At 35.2% G+C, this 15579-nt stretch carries 12 protein-coding genes and 1 tRNA gene; 6 read left to right on the top strand and 7 right to left on the bottom strand.

Features of this window, described 5'->3' with window-relative positions:
- Positions 1 to 439 precede the first annotated feature (439 nt).
- The 4 genes from V5290_RS10975 to V5290_RS10960 form a co-directional block, all read right to left on the bottom strand.
- Entirely contained in the window at positions 440 to 2266 is a 1827-nt protein-coding gene (locus V5290_RS10975; protein ID WP_333385389.1) for a polysaccharide lyase family 7 protein, read from the bottom strand.
- Between the two features lie 234 nt (positions 2267 to 2500).
- Positions 2501 to 3910, bottom strand: a complete 1410-nt coding sequence (locus V5290_RS10970; protein ID WP_333385386.1) for a hypothetical protein — start codon at positions 3908 to 3910, stop codon at positions 2501 to 2503.
- Positions 3911 to 4613: 703 nt separating this feature from the next.
- Entirely contained in the window at positions 4614 to 5978 is a 1365-nt protein-coding gene (gene gorA / locus V5290_RS10965; RefSeq protein ID WP_333385383.1) for a glutathione-disulfide reductase, read from the bottom strand.
- A gap of 348 nt (positions 5979 to 6326) precedes the next feature.
- On the bottom strand, positions 6327 to 7451 hold the full coding sequence (locus tag V5290_RS10960) for a phosphoserine transaminase (RefSeq protein WP_333385380.1): 1125 nt from the start codon (positions 7449 to 7451) through the stop codon (positions 6327 to 6329).
- A 272-nt stretch (positions 7452 to 7723) separates the two neighbouring features.
- On the opposite strand from V5290_RS10960, the gene V5290_RS10955 reads away from it, so the two are divergent.
- From V5290_RS10955 to V5290_RS10930, 6 genes are all read left to right on the top strand, one after another.
- Positions 7724 to 7799 (top strand) — tRNA-Trp (locus V5290_RS10955).
- Between the two features lie 499 nt (positions 7800 to 8298).
- A complete protein-coding gene (locus tag V5290_RS10950; protein ID WP_333385379.1) occupies positions 8299 to 8976 on the top strand; it encodes a response regulator transcription factor in 678 nt (225 codons plus the stop codon).
- Positions 8973 to 10382 (top strand): sensor histidine kinase, encoded by a 1410-nt coding sequence (locus tag V5290_RS10945; RefSeq protein WP_333385376.1) that lies wholly within the window; start codon positions 8973 to 8975, stop codon positions 10380 to 10382. Before V5290_RS10950 ends, V5290_RS10945 begins: the two co-directional genes overlap by 4 nt.
- Before the next feature lie 110 nt (positions 10383 to 10492).
- Positions 10493 to 11515 (top strand): glycosyltransferase family 2 protein, encoded by a 1023-nt coding sequence (locus V5290_RS10940; protein ID WP_333385373.1) that lies wholly within the window; start codon positions 10493 to 10495, stop codon positions 11513 to 11515.
- Positions 11515 to 12903 (top strand): glycosyltransferase family 39 protein, encoded by a 1389-nt coding sequence (locus V5290_RS10935; RefSeq protein WP_333385371.1) that lies wholly within the window; start codon positions 11515 to 11517, stop codon positions 12901 to 12903. The genes V5290_RS10940 and V5290_RS10935 overlap by 1 nt, the downstream gene beginning before the upstream one ends.
- The gene (locus V5290_RS10930; protein WP_333385368.1) at positions 12896 to 13273 is read left to right on the top strand and encodes a GtrA family protein; all 378 of its coding nucleotides are present in this window, start codon (positions 12896 to 12898) and stop codon (positions 13271 to 13273) included. Before V5290_RS10935 ends, V5290_RS10930 begins: the two co-directional genes overlap by 8 nt.
- A 187-nt stretch (positions 13274 to 13460) precedes the next feature.
- On the opposite strand, the gene V5290_RS10925 is transcribed toward V5290_RS10930, so the two are convergent.
- The 3 genes from V5290_RS10925 to V5290_RS10915 form a co-directional block, all read right to left on the bottom strand.
- Entirely contained in the window at positions 13461 to 14129 is a 669-nt protein-coding gene (locus V5290_RS10925; protein WP_333385366.1) for a hypothetical protein, read from the bottom strand.
- Between the two features lie 285 nt (positions 14130 to 14414).
- Positions 14415 to 14591 carry a hypothetical protein gene (locus tag V5290_RS10920; RefSeq protein WP_333385363.1) on the bottom strand — a complete coding sequence of 59 codons (177 nt, stop codon included), beginning with the start codon at positions 14589 to 14591 and terminating at the stop codon, positions 14415 to 14417.
- An 82-nt stretch (positions 14592 to 14673) separates the two neighbouring features.
- Positions 14674 to 15312 carry a TetR/AcrR family transcriptional regulator gene (locus tag V5290_RS10915; RefSeq protein ID WP_333385359.1) on the bottom strand — a complete coding sequence of 213 codons (639 nt, stop codon included), beginning with the start codon at positions 15310 to 15312 and terminating at the stop codon, positions 14674 to 14676.
- Positions 15313 to 15579 lie beyond the last annotated feature (267 nt).

Raw genomic sequence — 15579 nt, 5'->3', positions numbered from 1 at the left:
AATTTATTACTCTCAATGAAGTTTGATAACTAGAAATACTTTTGAGTCTGCGTCAATATCATTAATATTCATACTATTAAACAGACCAGTGGTAATTTTTTGCTTAACGTCCATTGAGTGCTTGTCATACAAGAAGACTTGAGTTGTAGGATTGTAGGAAAGTTACGGAACAAATACTTATACCAACTATATTATAAGTAAGTGCTCTAAATTTTGTGCAGTAAAACGTATTGAATTCAATACGTAATTCAATCGTTTCGACGATTAATGGAAAGGGGGAGTTGTTTTTTATCTGCGAAAATTACAACGAACAAATAAGTTATTTTAACAAGTAAAAAAGATCAGTTAATTAGCGTGATTGGCACTGGTGTTCGAAAGCCCATACTTTATTCAGCAAGTATGGGCTTCTGTGTCGATTAGAGTTAAAGGTTTTTACTGATTAATGTGTTTTACTTAAATAATAAAAAGTAGCTTGAACGTAATCTGTTTCATCACCTGAGTTATTTTGGTTATAAACTCCCGCTTTGAAGTACATATAATCCTCTGTCTCTACACCGTCTTTTTCATAGTAACCATCATAGCCACTATTACTCATATCAACTTCTTGAGTAATAGTGTCTTTATCGTCACGCATAATATTCACCGTCAGTATTGTACCTACGACATCAATCTCGAAGCTAAATTTTTCATCTAGTTCGATGCCATCTGATGGTTCACTTGCATCATTGTCTCTAGATCCGATCATTTCATACCATTCTTCACTATTGCCGTTACTTGGTTCATGCGCAAAATAAATAGCACCTTTAGTGTGTCCATCTAATAATCGGTAATATAATCGAACTGGCTCATCGCTTGCCGCGTGAATTTGGCCTATGATAACTCGACCTTGGTGACTGCTGCTGCCCGTGCTCGTTACATGATTTACTGCTAAGGTTGCCACCATGTTGCCATCTACACCACCTGCATTATCCTGTTGTGCTTCTGGTGCATTACTAAATACCCAGTTATTTTGATTAACGCCCTGGGTTTTGATGCTTGTATCTTCACCACGTAACATTTCACGAAATTCTGTACGTGAGTATGAAGTCCCTTCAGATGTACGAGCACCACCGATATAGTCTCTGAAAACCATCCCGCCATCTGTCGTATTAGTCCAGAAGTAGTTTTCTAACTCATAACCATCATTAAGATCTTCAACAGAAATATTGGTTGCTTTCGCATAGTTTTCGCCTTCTCCACTATCAATCGGGACACTTAAGTTCCAAGTTGAAAGGTCAAAGTTTTCAGAAGGAGCTAAATTTGCATCTAATGCATTCATTGGTAGTGATGTAGTGTCATCGTCCGCGTATTCACTTTCATTATAAGTGAGCGTTTTAAATTGAACGGTGCTATTGCCATCAGTATATTGGTTATAAACGCCTGCTTTAAAATAACTGTATAAGTTTGACCAATAACTAATGTTAATATTAGCTTTATTCTCATCGTCTACATTGATGAGTAATGTTTCATTACCGACGACCACTTCAAAATTAGTGGGGGCACTTGCGTCGTAATCCGCTAAGTAATAAAAATCATATGAGTCAGGGCAACTCGCATTATAGTTAGGATTACTTTCATCCTTACACTCATAAGCATTGGTCTTAACGATTGCCCAGTAAGCATTATTATATGCGTCACCTGTTATATCATCAGTACGGTTTTCACCATCCCAAACAATACGTAATAAAGGATGTGATAGCACGGTATCGTCAGCCTCACCGTTTTCACCTTTGTTATGTACCTGCAATAATGTAATCTCTTCACCATCACTGCTATTTGTAACGGACTCAGCAGGAGATATAGGTAATATGTCTGCAGTTAACGTATATTTTGTATCTGTTAAATTAGTTAAGAAGTTTTCAGTAAAGCGAAGCTCCGTACGATTACTATCACCTTCCATTTCAAATGTTAACCAGCCTGAATCTTTATCAATATAGAAATAATCGCTGTCATAATCTACATAATCACCAGCATCAACGACATCAGACTTCGAACAACTGTTATTAACATCATTATTTGTACAATCGGAGAGGTCGGTTTGCTGTAAGTTAGCGTTATCTAATGCATCAACATATCGAGAATAATCGTAGGGCACACCTTGATAGCTGCTAGTATCATCATTAGTGTTTTCTGTATCAGTATTTACAGCGGTAGAACTGCCACCGCTACCGCCACATGCACTAAGGAATATTGATAATATGGCACTGCTTATTAATTTATATTTCACTGTATGATATCCATTTTCATAAGAGTTAATAAAGATTTTTCAATTATAATACAAATGAAATTCCTTATTAAAAAACGCTTTCAAAATTGATAACTAGACACTGAAACTTGATGTAATAATGATTGTTCTCGGAGGTATGTTTGAGGTGGTGTTTTTGATGATAAATCTGGCGCATAAAAAAGGCCGAATAATTGAGTATTCGGCCTAATAATTTTAATAAAATACTGTTATTAATTACTCTGGTTGTGCAGCTACAGTCGCTTCAGAGCTGTTTCCATGATAAGAGCTTCCTTCTATTTCATCAAGAACAACACCAATTTCGTAGTCTTCAAAGTCATCAGAGAAGCTAACGGTTGTCCCTGCATCAGAATAAAGTGTTAAATCATCTACATACAATACAAACTCAGTTGTTGCTGAACCACCGGCATAACGAATTTGAATATCTTTTGCACCTGTATCATCATTACCATCAGTACTGTAATCATTCACGTAAGTACCGATTTCTTGATCATCAATTGTAATTGTAACATCAGCTGAAGATGTTCCATCTGTAGTCCAATTGATTTGTAAGTCTACCCATTCACCAGGTGTAAATGTTGAGATATCTCCATGGTTTCTTAGTGATACAGTACCTGAGTCAAGTTGTAAATCTACAATATGCTCGCCACTTGAAGTAGAAGTACCGCCAGTAGAAAATACAGTTAAAGCAGCTGTTTCTGTTTCGCTTTCATCGTATAAGAAAGATACGTTAACTTGCCCAACAGCGATACCATCTGAAATTTGGTATCGTAATTCACCAGTATCAGTCTCTAATGTATCTGCAATAGCTGCTACTTGAGTTGAGTCAGTTTCTGTAGTGTCGCTATCATCCGTTTCATCCGTATCATCTGATGCTGCACCACCCACAATGGCTGGTTGTGTTTCATCATTGTATGGGTCACCTGCGCCATCTAATAACTCATCAACAACATAATCTTCATAATCATCAAAGAATACTTCTGTTGTGCCTGCTTCATCTGAGTAAATAGTAAAGTCATCGACTAAGAACTCTTCGGAATCAGTCAATGCATTATTACCTATTTTAAAGCCAACAGTATCAACACCTGTTGCTGCCGAATTATGGAAATCATAAGTTCCAATTTCAGTGCCATCTACAGTAACAGTATAAGTACCGTCTGTTACACTCCAAGTAACGTTAACGTTAACCCAGGCACCTGTTGTGAAAGTGCCTACAGTAGTAGAATCTCCAGATCTCACTTTAATGTTACCATCGTCTAACTGCACTTCACCTACTAGGCCGGCCGTATTTGTATCGGCATTAAATAATGAAATATAAGCTGTCTCTGTTTCAGATGATGAATAGAACACATTTACATCAACTTGCCCCTCAGTTAATTCCGCGCCTTCAACTGCTGCAACATCGTAGCGCATTTGGCCACTAGAACCTGCTTCAACATTCGTTAATATTGAATATTGGCCTGCATCAGAAGATGTATCGCCCGTATCTGTTTCACTACCAGAATCAGTATCACCTGTAGAGCTAGTTGTTTCTTGAAATTCAAGATCATCACAACCAAAAATTAATGCTGCGCTTAAAGTGACGGCTGCAATTTTAGTGAGTTTCATTTTTTGTCCGTTTTTCATTTTCTTTTCCCTTTAAAGCTAAAAATAATTGGAGTTGATTTGATTTACCTTTTTATTGTTCTGTAATCTCTAAAAAGGGGCAATTTTTCCTTATGAATAAAATGATCTTGCTCTCATTAGGGAGCCATTTAGGTCCATAAAGTAGATCTATACATCATTTTAAATTACAAAAATGGTGTTTATTTGTATGGTTATTTAAGCGGTTTTTAGATTTTTTAGTATGATTTTTAATCTAGGTGATATTGGTTTGTTTTGTTTTTATAAAAAAAAGACTTATCACGTAAACAGCTTATTTTGAAGTTAATTGTTTATAAATCAGTTATTTGTGCGTTTTTTATTTTTGTTTTTTCTTCTTGGCTATTTGGAGGTTAATATTTCAAAATATTTATTCTTATTTATAGTTTTGTATGAGTAATTGTGAGCTTGGTAAAGTTTTTGATCGTAGAAATTACTCTCGTGGAGAATGCTTATTTCGTATAATAAATATTTTTTTGATTAACTAGTATTTTGGATAGATAAAGTGAGCCACGTTATTTTCTTTATCAAACAAAGCAGGTCAAAAATAATAATTGAAGTTTGGAGTGTCGCTATTAGATGTTAATTATATGAAATAAAGGAAGGTTGGGGGAGTTTAGAGCTAAGGTGACAAGCAGAGCGCAGTAACAAATGTATGATACTACGCTCTTAATCGTTAGACTCGCGCTTAGCGCATAGTAACAAACTCTTCAGAGCCCGTTGGGTGAATTGCTACGACACTATCAAAGTCTGCTTTAGTTGCGCCCATTTTCATAGCAATACTAAAGCCTTGAATCATTTCATCAACAGCAAAGCCAATACCGTGTAAACCAACAACAACTTCATTTTCACCTGCACAAATTAACTTCATTTTACATGGTTGGCGATGTTGAGTAATAGCAGTATACATAGCAGTAAAGCCTGATTGATAAACTTTAACGTTTTTCTCACCATATTGTGCAATGGCTTCTGGCTCAGTTAAACCAATCGTACCAATTGGTGGGTGGCTGAATACAACAGTAGGGATTAAATCGTAATCCATTTTAGCTTCAGGTTTGTTGTTAAATAAGCGCTCCGATAACTGGCGGCCAGCTTTAACAGCAACAGGCGTTAGTTCTACGCCATTTTCCATAATATCTCCAACACAGTATATGCCTGGGATATTTGTTTCTTGGTATTCATCTACCTTGATGTAACCTGCGTCGTTAGTTTCTACACCTGTTACCGCTAAGTTAATTTGATCTGTCGTTGGGTGACGACCAATGGCCCAAATTAACGTATCAACATTTTGACTTTGACCATTTTCTAGATGCAAAGTAATACTGCCATCATCTTCTTTAGTCACTTCTTTCGGAGTTGAGTGAGTATGTAATGTTGGGCCTTCTTCCGCCATTACCTCTACTAATGTTTCAACAATCAGTGGATCAAAGCTACGTAATGGTGACTCTTTACGTACAAATAAGTGTGTTTCTGTACCCAATGCACTTAAAACACCTGCAATTTCTACTGCGATGTAACCTGCACCAACAATAGCGACACGTTTCGGCTGTTCAACAATATCAAAGAAGCCATTTGAATCGATACCTAATTCAGCGCCAGGGACATTAGGAATAGTAGGGCGACCACCAGTTGCAATGGTGATATGTTTTGCTGTGTAGTGTTTCCCATCTACTTCAACCGTATTTTTGTCTACAAAAGTAGCAAAACCTTTGATTACTTCTACTTTATTGTTACCTAACACTCGATCGTAAGACTCATGAATGCGGCCGATGTAAGCTTGACGATTCTCAACCATTTTTGCCCAATTAAAGCCTTTAACGTCTAAATCAAAACCGTAATCTTCAGAATAAAGGTTAATCGCCTCCGCAACTTGAGCACCATGCCACATCACTTTTTTAGGTACACAGCCTACATTGACACAAGTACCGCCTAAATCTTTAGCTTCAATAATCGCCACTTTTGCACCGTATATAGAGGCGCGATTTGCAGAAGCGATACCGCCACTTCCACCACCGATACAGATGTAATCAAAATCAAATTGTTTGTCGCTCATGGAGACCTCATCCTTATTCTGGAAAATTAAACGGCTAATATTTTGTTTTTCTTAGCCGTTAAGTTACAGCATTGCTTATACAAACTATAGAGTTTGCATGGAGTTTTTTGATTGTTGTGGGTAAATACAGTCATCACATCAATTCATTTACTATCTTACGCTATCAAGATACGAATAGGATCCTTGTATCGAGGAGATGATAAAATTTTAATGTATTGAACTACTCTCGTTAATAAACCTTGAGTCGTTATCAAATATTTTGTGATTTATAAAAAGAAGAAAAAAGAAAGGGCGAGGTAGCTATCAACCTTAAAGTTGATAGCTATTGTTAATAGCTTTATATAAAGTCTATTGCGTAACTGTTTTATAAGCCCAAGTTAACCATGGCATTAAAGCTTCTAAATCACTTTGCTCTACCGTGCTACCACACCAAATACGTAAACCACTTGGCGCATCTTTGTAAGCACCAATATCAAAGGCTACTTTTTCTGACGATAAGAGTTTAATAAACTGCTTAAGTTGTTCTGCAGATAAATCCACAGATAAACACACGCTAGTATTTGAACGAATGCTTTCTTTTTCCGCTAAGAAATTAATCCATTCATTGTTCTCAACAAACTTAGATAATACAGCTAAGTTTTGTTGTGATTTACGAATACAAGCCTCAACGCCACCAATCGAACGTACCCAATCTAAAGCGTCTTGATAATCCGATACACATAACATTGATGGTGTATTAATCGTTGCACCAGAGAAAATGCCTTCTATTAGCTTACCGCCTGCCGTTAATCGAAATATTTTTGGTAACGGCCATGAAGGGGTATAACTTTCTAAACGAGCGACTGCTCTAGGGCTTAAGATGATCACTCCATGACCACCTTCGCCACCCAATACTTTCTGCCAACTAAAAGTAGTAACATCTAACTTTTCCCAAGGCATTGGCATCGCAAAAACAGCTGATGTCGCATCACAAATAGTCAAACCTTCACGGTCATCACTAATAAAGTCAGCGTTTTCTACTTTTACACCGGAAGTTGTGCCGTTCCAGGTAAAGATACAGTCATTTTCTGGTTTAACTAAACTCATATCAGGCAATTGGCCGTAGCCTGCTTTGATTTCATTTACATTTTCTAGTTTTAATTGCTTAGTGATATCTGCAAACCAACCTTGGCCGAATGATTCCCAATAACAAATATCAACAGCACGAGGCCCTAACATTGACCACATGATCATTTCCATTGCACCCGTATCAGATGCTGGAACGATACCCACTCGATAACCTTCAGGTAATTGTAAAATCTCAGCGGTATCATTAATCACTTTTTGCAAAGCATTTTTACCCACATCTGAGCGATGTGAACGACCTAATGTTGTTTGGTCTAAACGTGATAAATCATAACCTGGACGCTTGGCACATGGGCCAGAAGAGAAATTAGGAGTCGTTGGTTTAAGCGAAGGTAGGGCGGGCGTCATGGGTAAATCCTTTTATAAACAAGTAAGGGGATATAAGGCTATTGAAAATACACCAGAGGCGGTTGGTTATCAAACAAATCCGCCTCTTATTCATTACAATATTCTAATATGTATAAAAGGAAGATAGATCGTTCTGAAAGCTAAAATTTAGCCAGATAATAAGCAATTTTATCAAAATCATTTGATTTTGCCTGTTTTGTAAACAATCAACCAATTTTTAGCAAAAGTTACTTTACATTAACGCCAGCTTCGGTATTATCCGCAACGTCTGCAGGGGTGTAGTTCCAACGGCAGAACGACGGATTCCAAATCCGTATGTTGGGAGTTCGAATCTCTCCACCCCTGCCACATTATATATGAAGCCTCAGCAATTTATTGTTGAGGCTTTGTTGTTTCTAGAGTAATGCTTTAAAGACAACCTTTTCTTCGCTTCTCCTCTTTGTAAATTCTGCAGAGCCCTGTCGATACCAGAATCTATTAGAGATTAAAATACTATCAACGAATTTTTACAGCTTAAAGTATTTAGGTTATTGGACAATTTAAAGTCAAACTTTCTAAAGTTTTAATAATTGCGGATTTTTATCGCAATTCAGCACTGTATATAATATTTGATAAAGCTACTTAAATTATTTTGCAAGAGAAAGTTTAGAGTTGGAGGTGTATTTACATATTTTAGGGAGATATATACATTTTACAGAACATATTATTCATCCCATTATCTCTACTCACAAATAGTTTAAATATTAAAATAAGGCTAAATTAAAAATTTCAATAAAGATAATTTTATTCAGTAAAACTTAAGAATTTTTGTTCATAATAAGATAATTAAATAGTGCAGGTAATCACAATGAAATTACTCTTAGTTGAAGATTCTGAATCACTTAGAAATAGTCTAAAAATAGGTTTAGGGAATTTAGGGTTTACTGTAGATGCAACAGGTGATGGGGCTGAAGGGTTAACCATGGCAACAATGGGAAGTTATGATCTTATGATTTTAGATCTTATGCTGCCTAGCGTTGATGGTTTAACGGTATTAAAAACAATTAGGCGCAAAAAAATCGAATTAAAAGTGCTTATTCTATCTGCTAGAGGAGAGACTGAAGATCGAATTGAAGGTTTAATTTCAGGCGCAGACGATTATTTAGCTAAGCCCTTCTCTTTTGATGAATTACATGTTCGTTTACAAACTCTATCAAGAAGAGGTGGATTGGTAATAGATGAAAATATTATTGAGGTTAATGATTTTATTTTAAATACTCAATTATTCACACTCTCATTTCATGGTAAAAATATTAATTTAACACCAAACGAATATAAGTTAATAGAATGTATTTTTAAGCAAAAAAAACTGGTTTTTTCACCTGAAAAATTGAGTGAGTATCTGGCAGGGCAATATGATTCTATGTCTAAAAATACAATAGAGGCTCATTTATCGTCAGCGAGAAAAAAAGCAAAAGCAGCTGGAGGAATATTACCAATTATTAATAAACGTGGTTTTGGTTATATGGTTGATCAAACTCTATGATATCCATCAGAAATAATTTAGTTAAGAGTTTATCGATTTCACTTTCGCTTGTTTTTGCTTTAGTGATGCTAATTATAGATGTCGTACTTGATAATTGGGTAGATAAAGAGTTTGAACAGTCACTTATCGGTAAAGCTTCTTTATTAGTTGCTTTAGTGTCAGAAGATGAACAAGGTGTTGAGTTTGAATTTTCAGGTGAATTTATGCCTGAGTTTGAGAGACAAAATAACGCAGAATACTTTCAATTATGGTTAGGTGATGAAGTCTATGAAAAGTCAGATTCATTAAATTTTCAATTAAACAATAGTTTGCCTTTTATACCTTTAATGGAGGGGAAAAAGAAAATTATTGAGGCTCGATTACCGGATGGGCGTGACGGGTTAATTATTTATTATTCTTTTAAGGCACAAGTCGATACAGTCAAAAGATCTATATTTTATAAGCATTTAAAAGGGGCTGGTGCAACTCAACCGACAATACTCTTAGCTTATGCTGCTTCTACAGAAGATACTGAAGGTATATTAATTTTTCTAGATTTTTTGTTTATTCTGGCTACGTTTATTGTTGTTTTCTTAGTTGTATATGTGGTGAGGAATAAGGTGGACTTGGGGTTGATCCCATTAAATGAATTAAATAATGAGCTCAAAAAAATTAAAATAAGCGATGAAAATTTAAAGTTATCAAATAAAAATTTGTCGTTAGAATTAGTGCCTTTCATAGACAGCATTAATAGCTTTATTGATCAAAATAAAACGTTATATGAAAAAGAAAAGCGCTTAACTTCAGATATTGCACATGAATTAAAAACTCCTATTACAGAGTTGATTAACCTGACGGAAGTTGTTATTAAATTCCCTCAAGATAAAATATCCAAAACCGATTACCCACAGCAAGTGTTAGGTATTTCTTGGCGCTTAAAAAATGTCATCTCAAATCTTTTATTGCTAAATAAATTATCTGGTAATGGGCTTCCTAAGGATGATATTTTTGATTATCAGCAAATTATCCATGAGCTATATGCTCCTTATGAAAATCGCATAATTTTGAATTCTCAAACAGAGATCCCTCCTTTAGAAAATAATTTATTTGCAGTAGAAACTGTTTTGAAAAACTTAATCAATAATGCCATTCAATACAGTCCTAATGAGTCTGTGATATTGCTTACATTAGACTCAGTGGGAGAGTTACCTCATGTCTCAATCACTAATGAAGTATCTGAAGCATTATCTGTTGGAGATCTAGAGAATATGTTTGAACCTATGTGGCAAAAAGATATTTCTCGTAGTTCTAGTGAAAATTTTGGCCTAGGGTTGGCCATTGTAGCTTCTCTTTGTGATGCCATTGATGCAGATATTAAAGTTACATTAATCCAAAAAACAATTACTTTTGATGTGCTATTTAACTAGTAGCTAGATAGCGGCATTTTAATTATCTATATTAAACATTCAGTTTATATTAAGTGAACCTTAAGTTTTCCGTGAAATAGTGCTTTCTATCTTAACTTAGGAAGCTTTATATGATCTTATATACCTCTACTGATACCAGACAAAAAAATGCAGGGGCTTGCTCTATCGTTGTCCCAATTTATAACGAAGAAAATGTAATTCCCCAATTCCATTCTAGGTTAAATCGTGTTGTAAAGTTATTAGATATTCAAGTTCATGTTATTTATGTGAATGATGGAAGCCATGATAGAAGCACTCAAATTATTGAAACATTAACCAATTTAGAATACGACTTTACATTAATTAACTTAAGTCGAAACTTTGGTAAAGAGGCGGCTATGTCCGCTGGGCTAAGTAAAGCTGACGGTGACTTCACTATTATTCTTGATGTAGACCTTCAAGATCCACCTGAGTTGATTCCTTCTATGATTAATAAATGGAAAGAGGGGACTGATATAGTTTGCATGCAGCGTAATAAAAGATATGGGGAGTCATGGTTTAAAAAAATATCTGCATTTTTGTTTTATAAAATAATTAATCGTTTAGCTGATTGCGATATACCAGAAAACGTTGGCGACTTTAGGTTGCTAGATAAAAAGGTAGTGAAGGAGTTAATTCAATTACAAGAAAAAAATATATACATGAAAGGCTTATTAGCTTGGCCTGGGTTTAATCAAGCTATTTTAAGTTTTGATAGGGATCAGCGGTTTAGCGGAGAGTCAAAATGGCCATTACAAAAGTTACTCGCTTTAGCGATGGATGGGATAACTTCGTTCAGTACAAAACCACTACAAATAGCGACCTATCTTGGAGCTGCAATTGCTAGTGGATCATTTTTTTATGCTGTTTTTACTGTTTTAAAAACATCCATCTTAGGTGAAACGGTAACAGGATTCCCCACCATTATTGTTGCTATTACTGGGTTAGGTGGAGTGCAGTTATTATCGATTGGTTTAATAGGTGCTTATGTAGGGAGAATTTATAATGAGGTTAAAAACCGACCTCGATTTATTATCGCTTCTGAAGTGAATAAAGTAGCTGCAGAAACGAGCAAGGTCATTTCAATCTCCTCCTCTCGCAAGGAGGTAATATAATGAAGAAGTTGCCTATCCGTATTACAATTTTTATCTCCGTTATCATGCTTATTCGATTAGTGTCACTCCAATTATATCCTTTAATGGACACAACAGAGGCGAGATATGGAGAAATGGCTCGTTTAATGGTGGAAACCAATAATTGGGTCACTCCTTTATTTAACTATGATGTGCCTTTTTGGGGTAAGCCTCCTATGCAGACTTGGATAAGTGCATTATCAGGAAAAATATTAGGAATAAGTGAATTTTCATTGCGTTTTCCTCATTTTATCAGTGGCATGTTAACACTTGTTGTTGTCGGTTATTTTGCTTATAGAAAGTCTATATCCCCATTATTGAGCATTGTAATTTTATTGACTTGTACAGGTTTTTATATCGCAAGTGGTGCCATTATGACAGATTCATTGCTAACACTTTCAATGACTCTTTCTATGTTTGGTTTCTATTTTGGATGGAAAAATTATAGTAAAAAGCATGCTTATTTAGGTTTTGTTGGGATAGGGCTCGGCTTATTAATTAAAGGACCGCTTATAATTGTTTTAATTGCCTTATCCATTCTTCCTTGGGTCATTATTAACTATGGTGTCTTAGAAGGAGTAAAACAGTTTTGGTTGCGCATTCCTATTGTTTCTGGATTATTACTATCGTTAATAATCGCAGTGCCGTGGTATGTCATTGCAGAAAAAACAACACCAGGTTTTCTTCATTATTTTTTTGTTGGTGAACATTGGTCTAGATTTACTGTAAGTGGCTGGAGTGGAGATCTATATGGAAATGCACACTCTGAATCAAGGGGGATGATTTGGATATTTTGGTTATATATTGCTTTTCCTTGGTCATTTCTTTTTTTATATAAATTAGTAAATAATACTGATCGTAAAAAATTATTTGCAGATAAACGTGATTTAAATTGGTATTCTTTTCTTATCTGTTGGCTTATTTCTCCTATGGTGTTGTTTACATTTTCTGGCAATATTTTACCTATGTATGTGCTTCCAGGTTTGCCTGCTTTAGCATTATTTTTAGCTTCACAAAGCCATTTTTTTGATCGTAATAAAATAGTATTAAGTTGTTTTGCTCCGATGGCTGTGATTGTTTTACTTGTCTTTTATAGGCCTATGCTTGCTTCCAAGAGCGATGTTAGTTTAATGAAGTATGTAAAGAAGTCTTACCCTATTTATTATATAAATGAAGCTAGCTTTTCTGGTCGCTTTTATACGCGTGGGCAAGCTATGGTATGGAAGAAAGGGCAACAAATAATTTATCCTTTTTATCTTATTCAGCGCAATAATCCACAAGAAAATGATTTAGTTGGGGCGGGTAATTGTACATTTGTCATTAAGAATAAAAAAAGATCTCTGTATTTTTGTAGTGATAGCAATGAATAAAAAGGTCTGCTTTGTATTAATAGGCGGCGTGGCATTTTGTATTGATACCGGCGTATTTAGTATCTTATTTAGCTTATATGGAATTAATATTTATATTGCTCGTATTATAGCTTTTATTGTTGCTGTTTGTGTTACTTGGTATGGAAATCGTTGTTTTACCTTTAAAGAACGAAATGTGCTGTCTGTAGGCAAGCAGATTAGTAGGGCCTTTTTTAGCGCTATTTTATCATTGCTTCCTAATTTGATTGTTTTTTATTTTGTTAGCTATTATTTATATCTGCCTTTATCAACTGCTATTGCTTTTATTCTTGGGACGCTAGCAGGTACGTTAAGTAATTTTATATTAAGTGATAAATATATTTATAAATAATATTAAGAAAGCATCGGAATCTAGAAATGTTATCTATGATACTTGTTAAGTATTTATTAATTAGTGTTAGTAGGGAATTTCTAAAGGAATGAATCAGATATTGTTGTAATTGAATTTGGTGAAGAGAGGCTATAGCCACTAAAAACTGCAATAAGCAGGTTTTAGTAGCTGTAGCCGTAATCACTTTCTATAGTTTACTAAGTTTAAACTCATCAATGCGGACTTCTGTTTGTTTACCAATATCTCCAGATTCATCGATTTGTGATGGATCGGTAATATGTAGTTTTGCATAGATAGTTACTGAAACATTCGATCCAGAGTTAAAATTAAGTACCGTTTGCTTGAAGCGTTTCTTTACTGCACCTTGTGGGGCATCAGCAAGTTCTGAAACATGAGTGGTTTTGGTCGCAAGCGATTTACCTGTCATGCCATTAACACCAAAGACTAGTTCGCTAATGGAGTCATCGCCTTTTTTATCATTGTAATACAGTGATAATTGGTAATCTGTATTAGGTTGTAAGCCATTTACTAGCTGGGTTAAACCTGGTTGTGCGGTGAAGTCATCAGTGGCTGACACAAAACGTAAACGTGAAGAGCCTTCTTCGTCAAATGCGCTATCTTTTGAGCTGCCGGCATCGCCTAAACCAGCATTTTTGTTAGCTTCTTTTTTCCACACATCACTTTTACCACTGTTACTTCTAAATTCCGTGAGTTGTGGGTCGATAATCAGATTTTCTCCAGATGCAACGGCCACAACTGCATTGGCGTTAGTTGATGCGGTTGATGTTGTTTGTGCTGTATTTGCACAACCAGTTAGTAGTGCTGCGATAGTTAATCCTAAGTATATCTTTTTCATATCTAACCCCTAAATCTATATTTATTAATGGTGAAGATACTCTATAGTGCTATTGTATTATTTTATGTGACTGTCTAAACATTTTGAAAGTAGTGTCGAAAAATAGGGTGTTCTCTTTTTATTTATGTGAGATTGGTTGCTTAAAATGAAGTGTTTTTAATAGTTAAAAAATAGATGATTAAATCATAACTACCTAATAATAAATGAAAAAATAATATATAACATACAATCTAAAACAATTATCTGCTAATTAGTGTGGTATCCTTGAGAGATGTTTTTAGAGGCTTAAAATTCAACAAATTGACTGACATGTTCAGGGCCGTTCGCTGCAGAGTAATACAAATTCAATTTTAATATCATATCCAACTCTTGCATGGTAATAAACTGACACTCATTGAGTCCTAAGTGTTTAACACATGTTGGTAAAAATAAAATCCCTAACCCCGCAGATACTACTTTCATTAAATTATGTTTTTAAGTTACGTTTTGATAGCACAATGTTAGTTCTCAATAATATTGCTAGCATTGTGCCTGAACGACAAAGTTAAAGCTTCACACCACACCCTTTGAGGATAACGTGGGTGACTAGCTCAATGCCTTTGGCAAAATCTTCATCTGATAGTTGTTCTTTTTTCATTAAGATACTGATTTGTAAACCATGATCGGCATAAGCTTGAGTGCTTGACCACAACATAAATAACATATGTTCAGGATCTATTGGATCTAGCCAGCCTTTTTCCTGCCATGCACGGAATACATCACAGGTCTGTTCAAACTGCTCTCTTAATTCGTTTTGTAATGGTTCACGTAGGTAGTGTGCACCATGCAGTACTTCTGCGGCAAAAATACGTGATGCATTGGGATGTTGTCGAGATTGGGTTATTTTATTTACTATATATTTAGGAAGTGCATCGCCTGGGTGTTGATCTGCACTCATTTCATTCATGTGCTTCATCCATTGAACTAGCATGCGGTTGATGACTTCTTTGTATAAGCCTTCTTTAGTTTTAAAGTAATAAAGTACATTCGCTTTGGGTAAATTGACTGCTTCTGCAATGCCCGCAACTGTTGTCCCACGAAAACCACGCTCTGCAAATACATGTTCTGCAGCATCTAAAATTTGTTGCTCATTACCTTGGCGTATATCGGCTAGTGAACCACGGGATGACTGGCTTTTTTTCATTACTTTTTTCATAAATAAAGCATACTCTTTTAGCAGTTTATACGAATAAGAAAGTGGACTAAATTTGTCTAATTTCTTGATAATTATATAGTAAAGCTTAGTGTTTATTATCCATAGGTTAACAGATAATTATGCTTGTGTATTTCTTATCATGGTTGGTATGTATAAGGCTCTCCACCTTAATCTTGATAAGGTTACCAATAAAATTATCAAAAAACTTGCTTAGATACTTTAACTCGCTAACTAATTTCAGTTCACCTTAGGAGC

The sequence above is a fragment of the Psychromonas arctica genome (genome assembly GCF_036697365.1).
Classification (GTDB): Bacteria; Pseudomonadota; Gammaproteobacteria; order Enterobacterales; family Psychromonadaceae; genus Psychromonas; species Psychromonas arctica_A.
The sequence above is the reverse complement of the archived record's forward strand: the minus strand, read 5'-3'. Positions and strand labels throughout refer to the sequence as shown.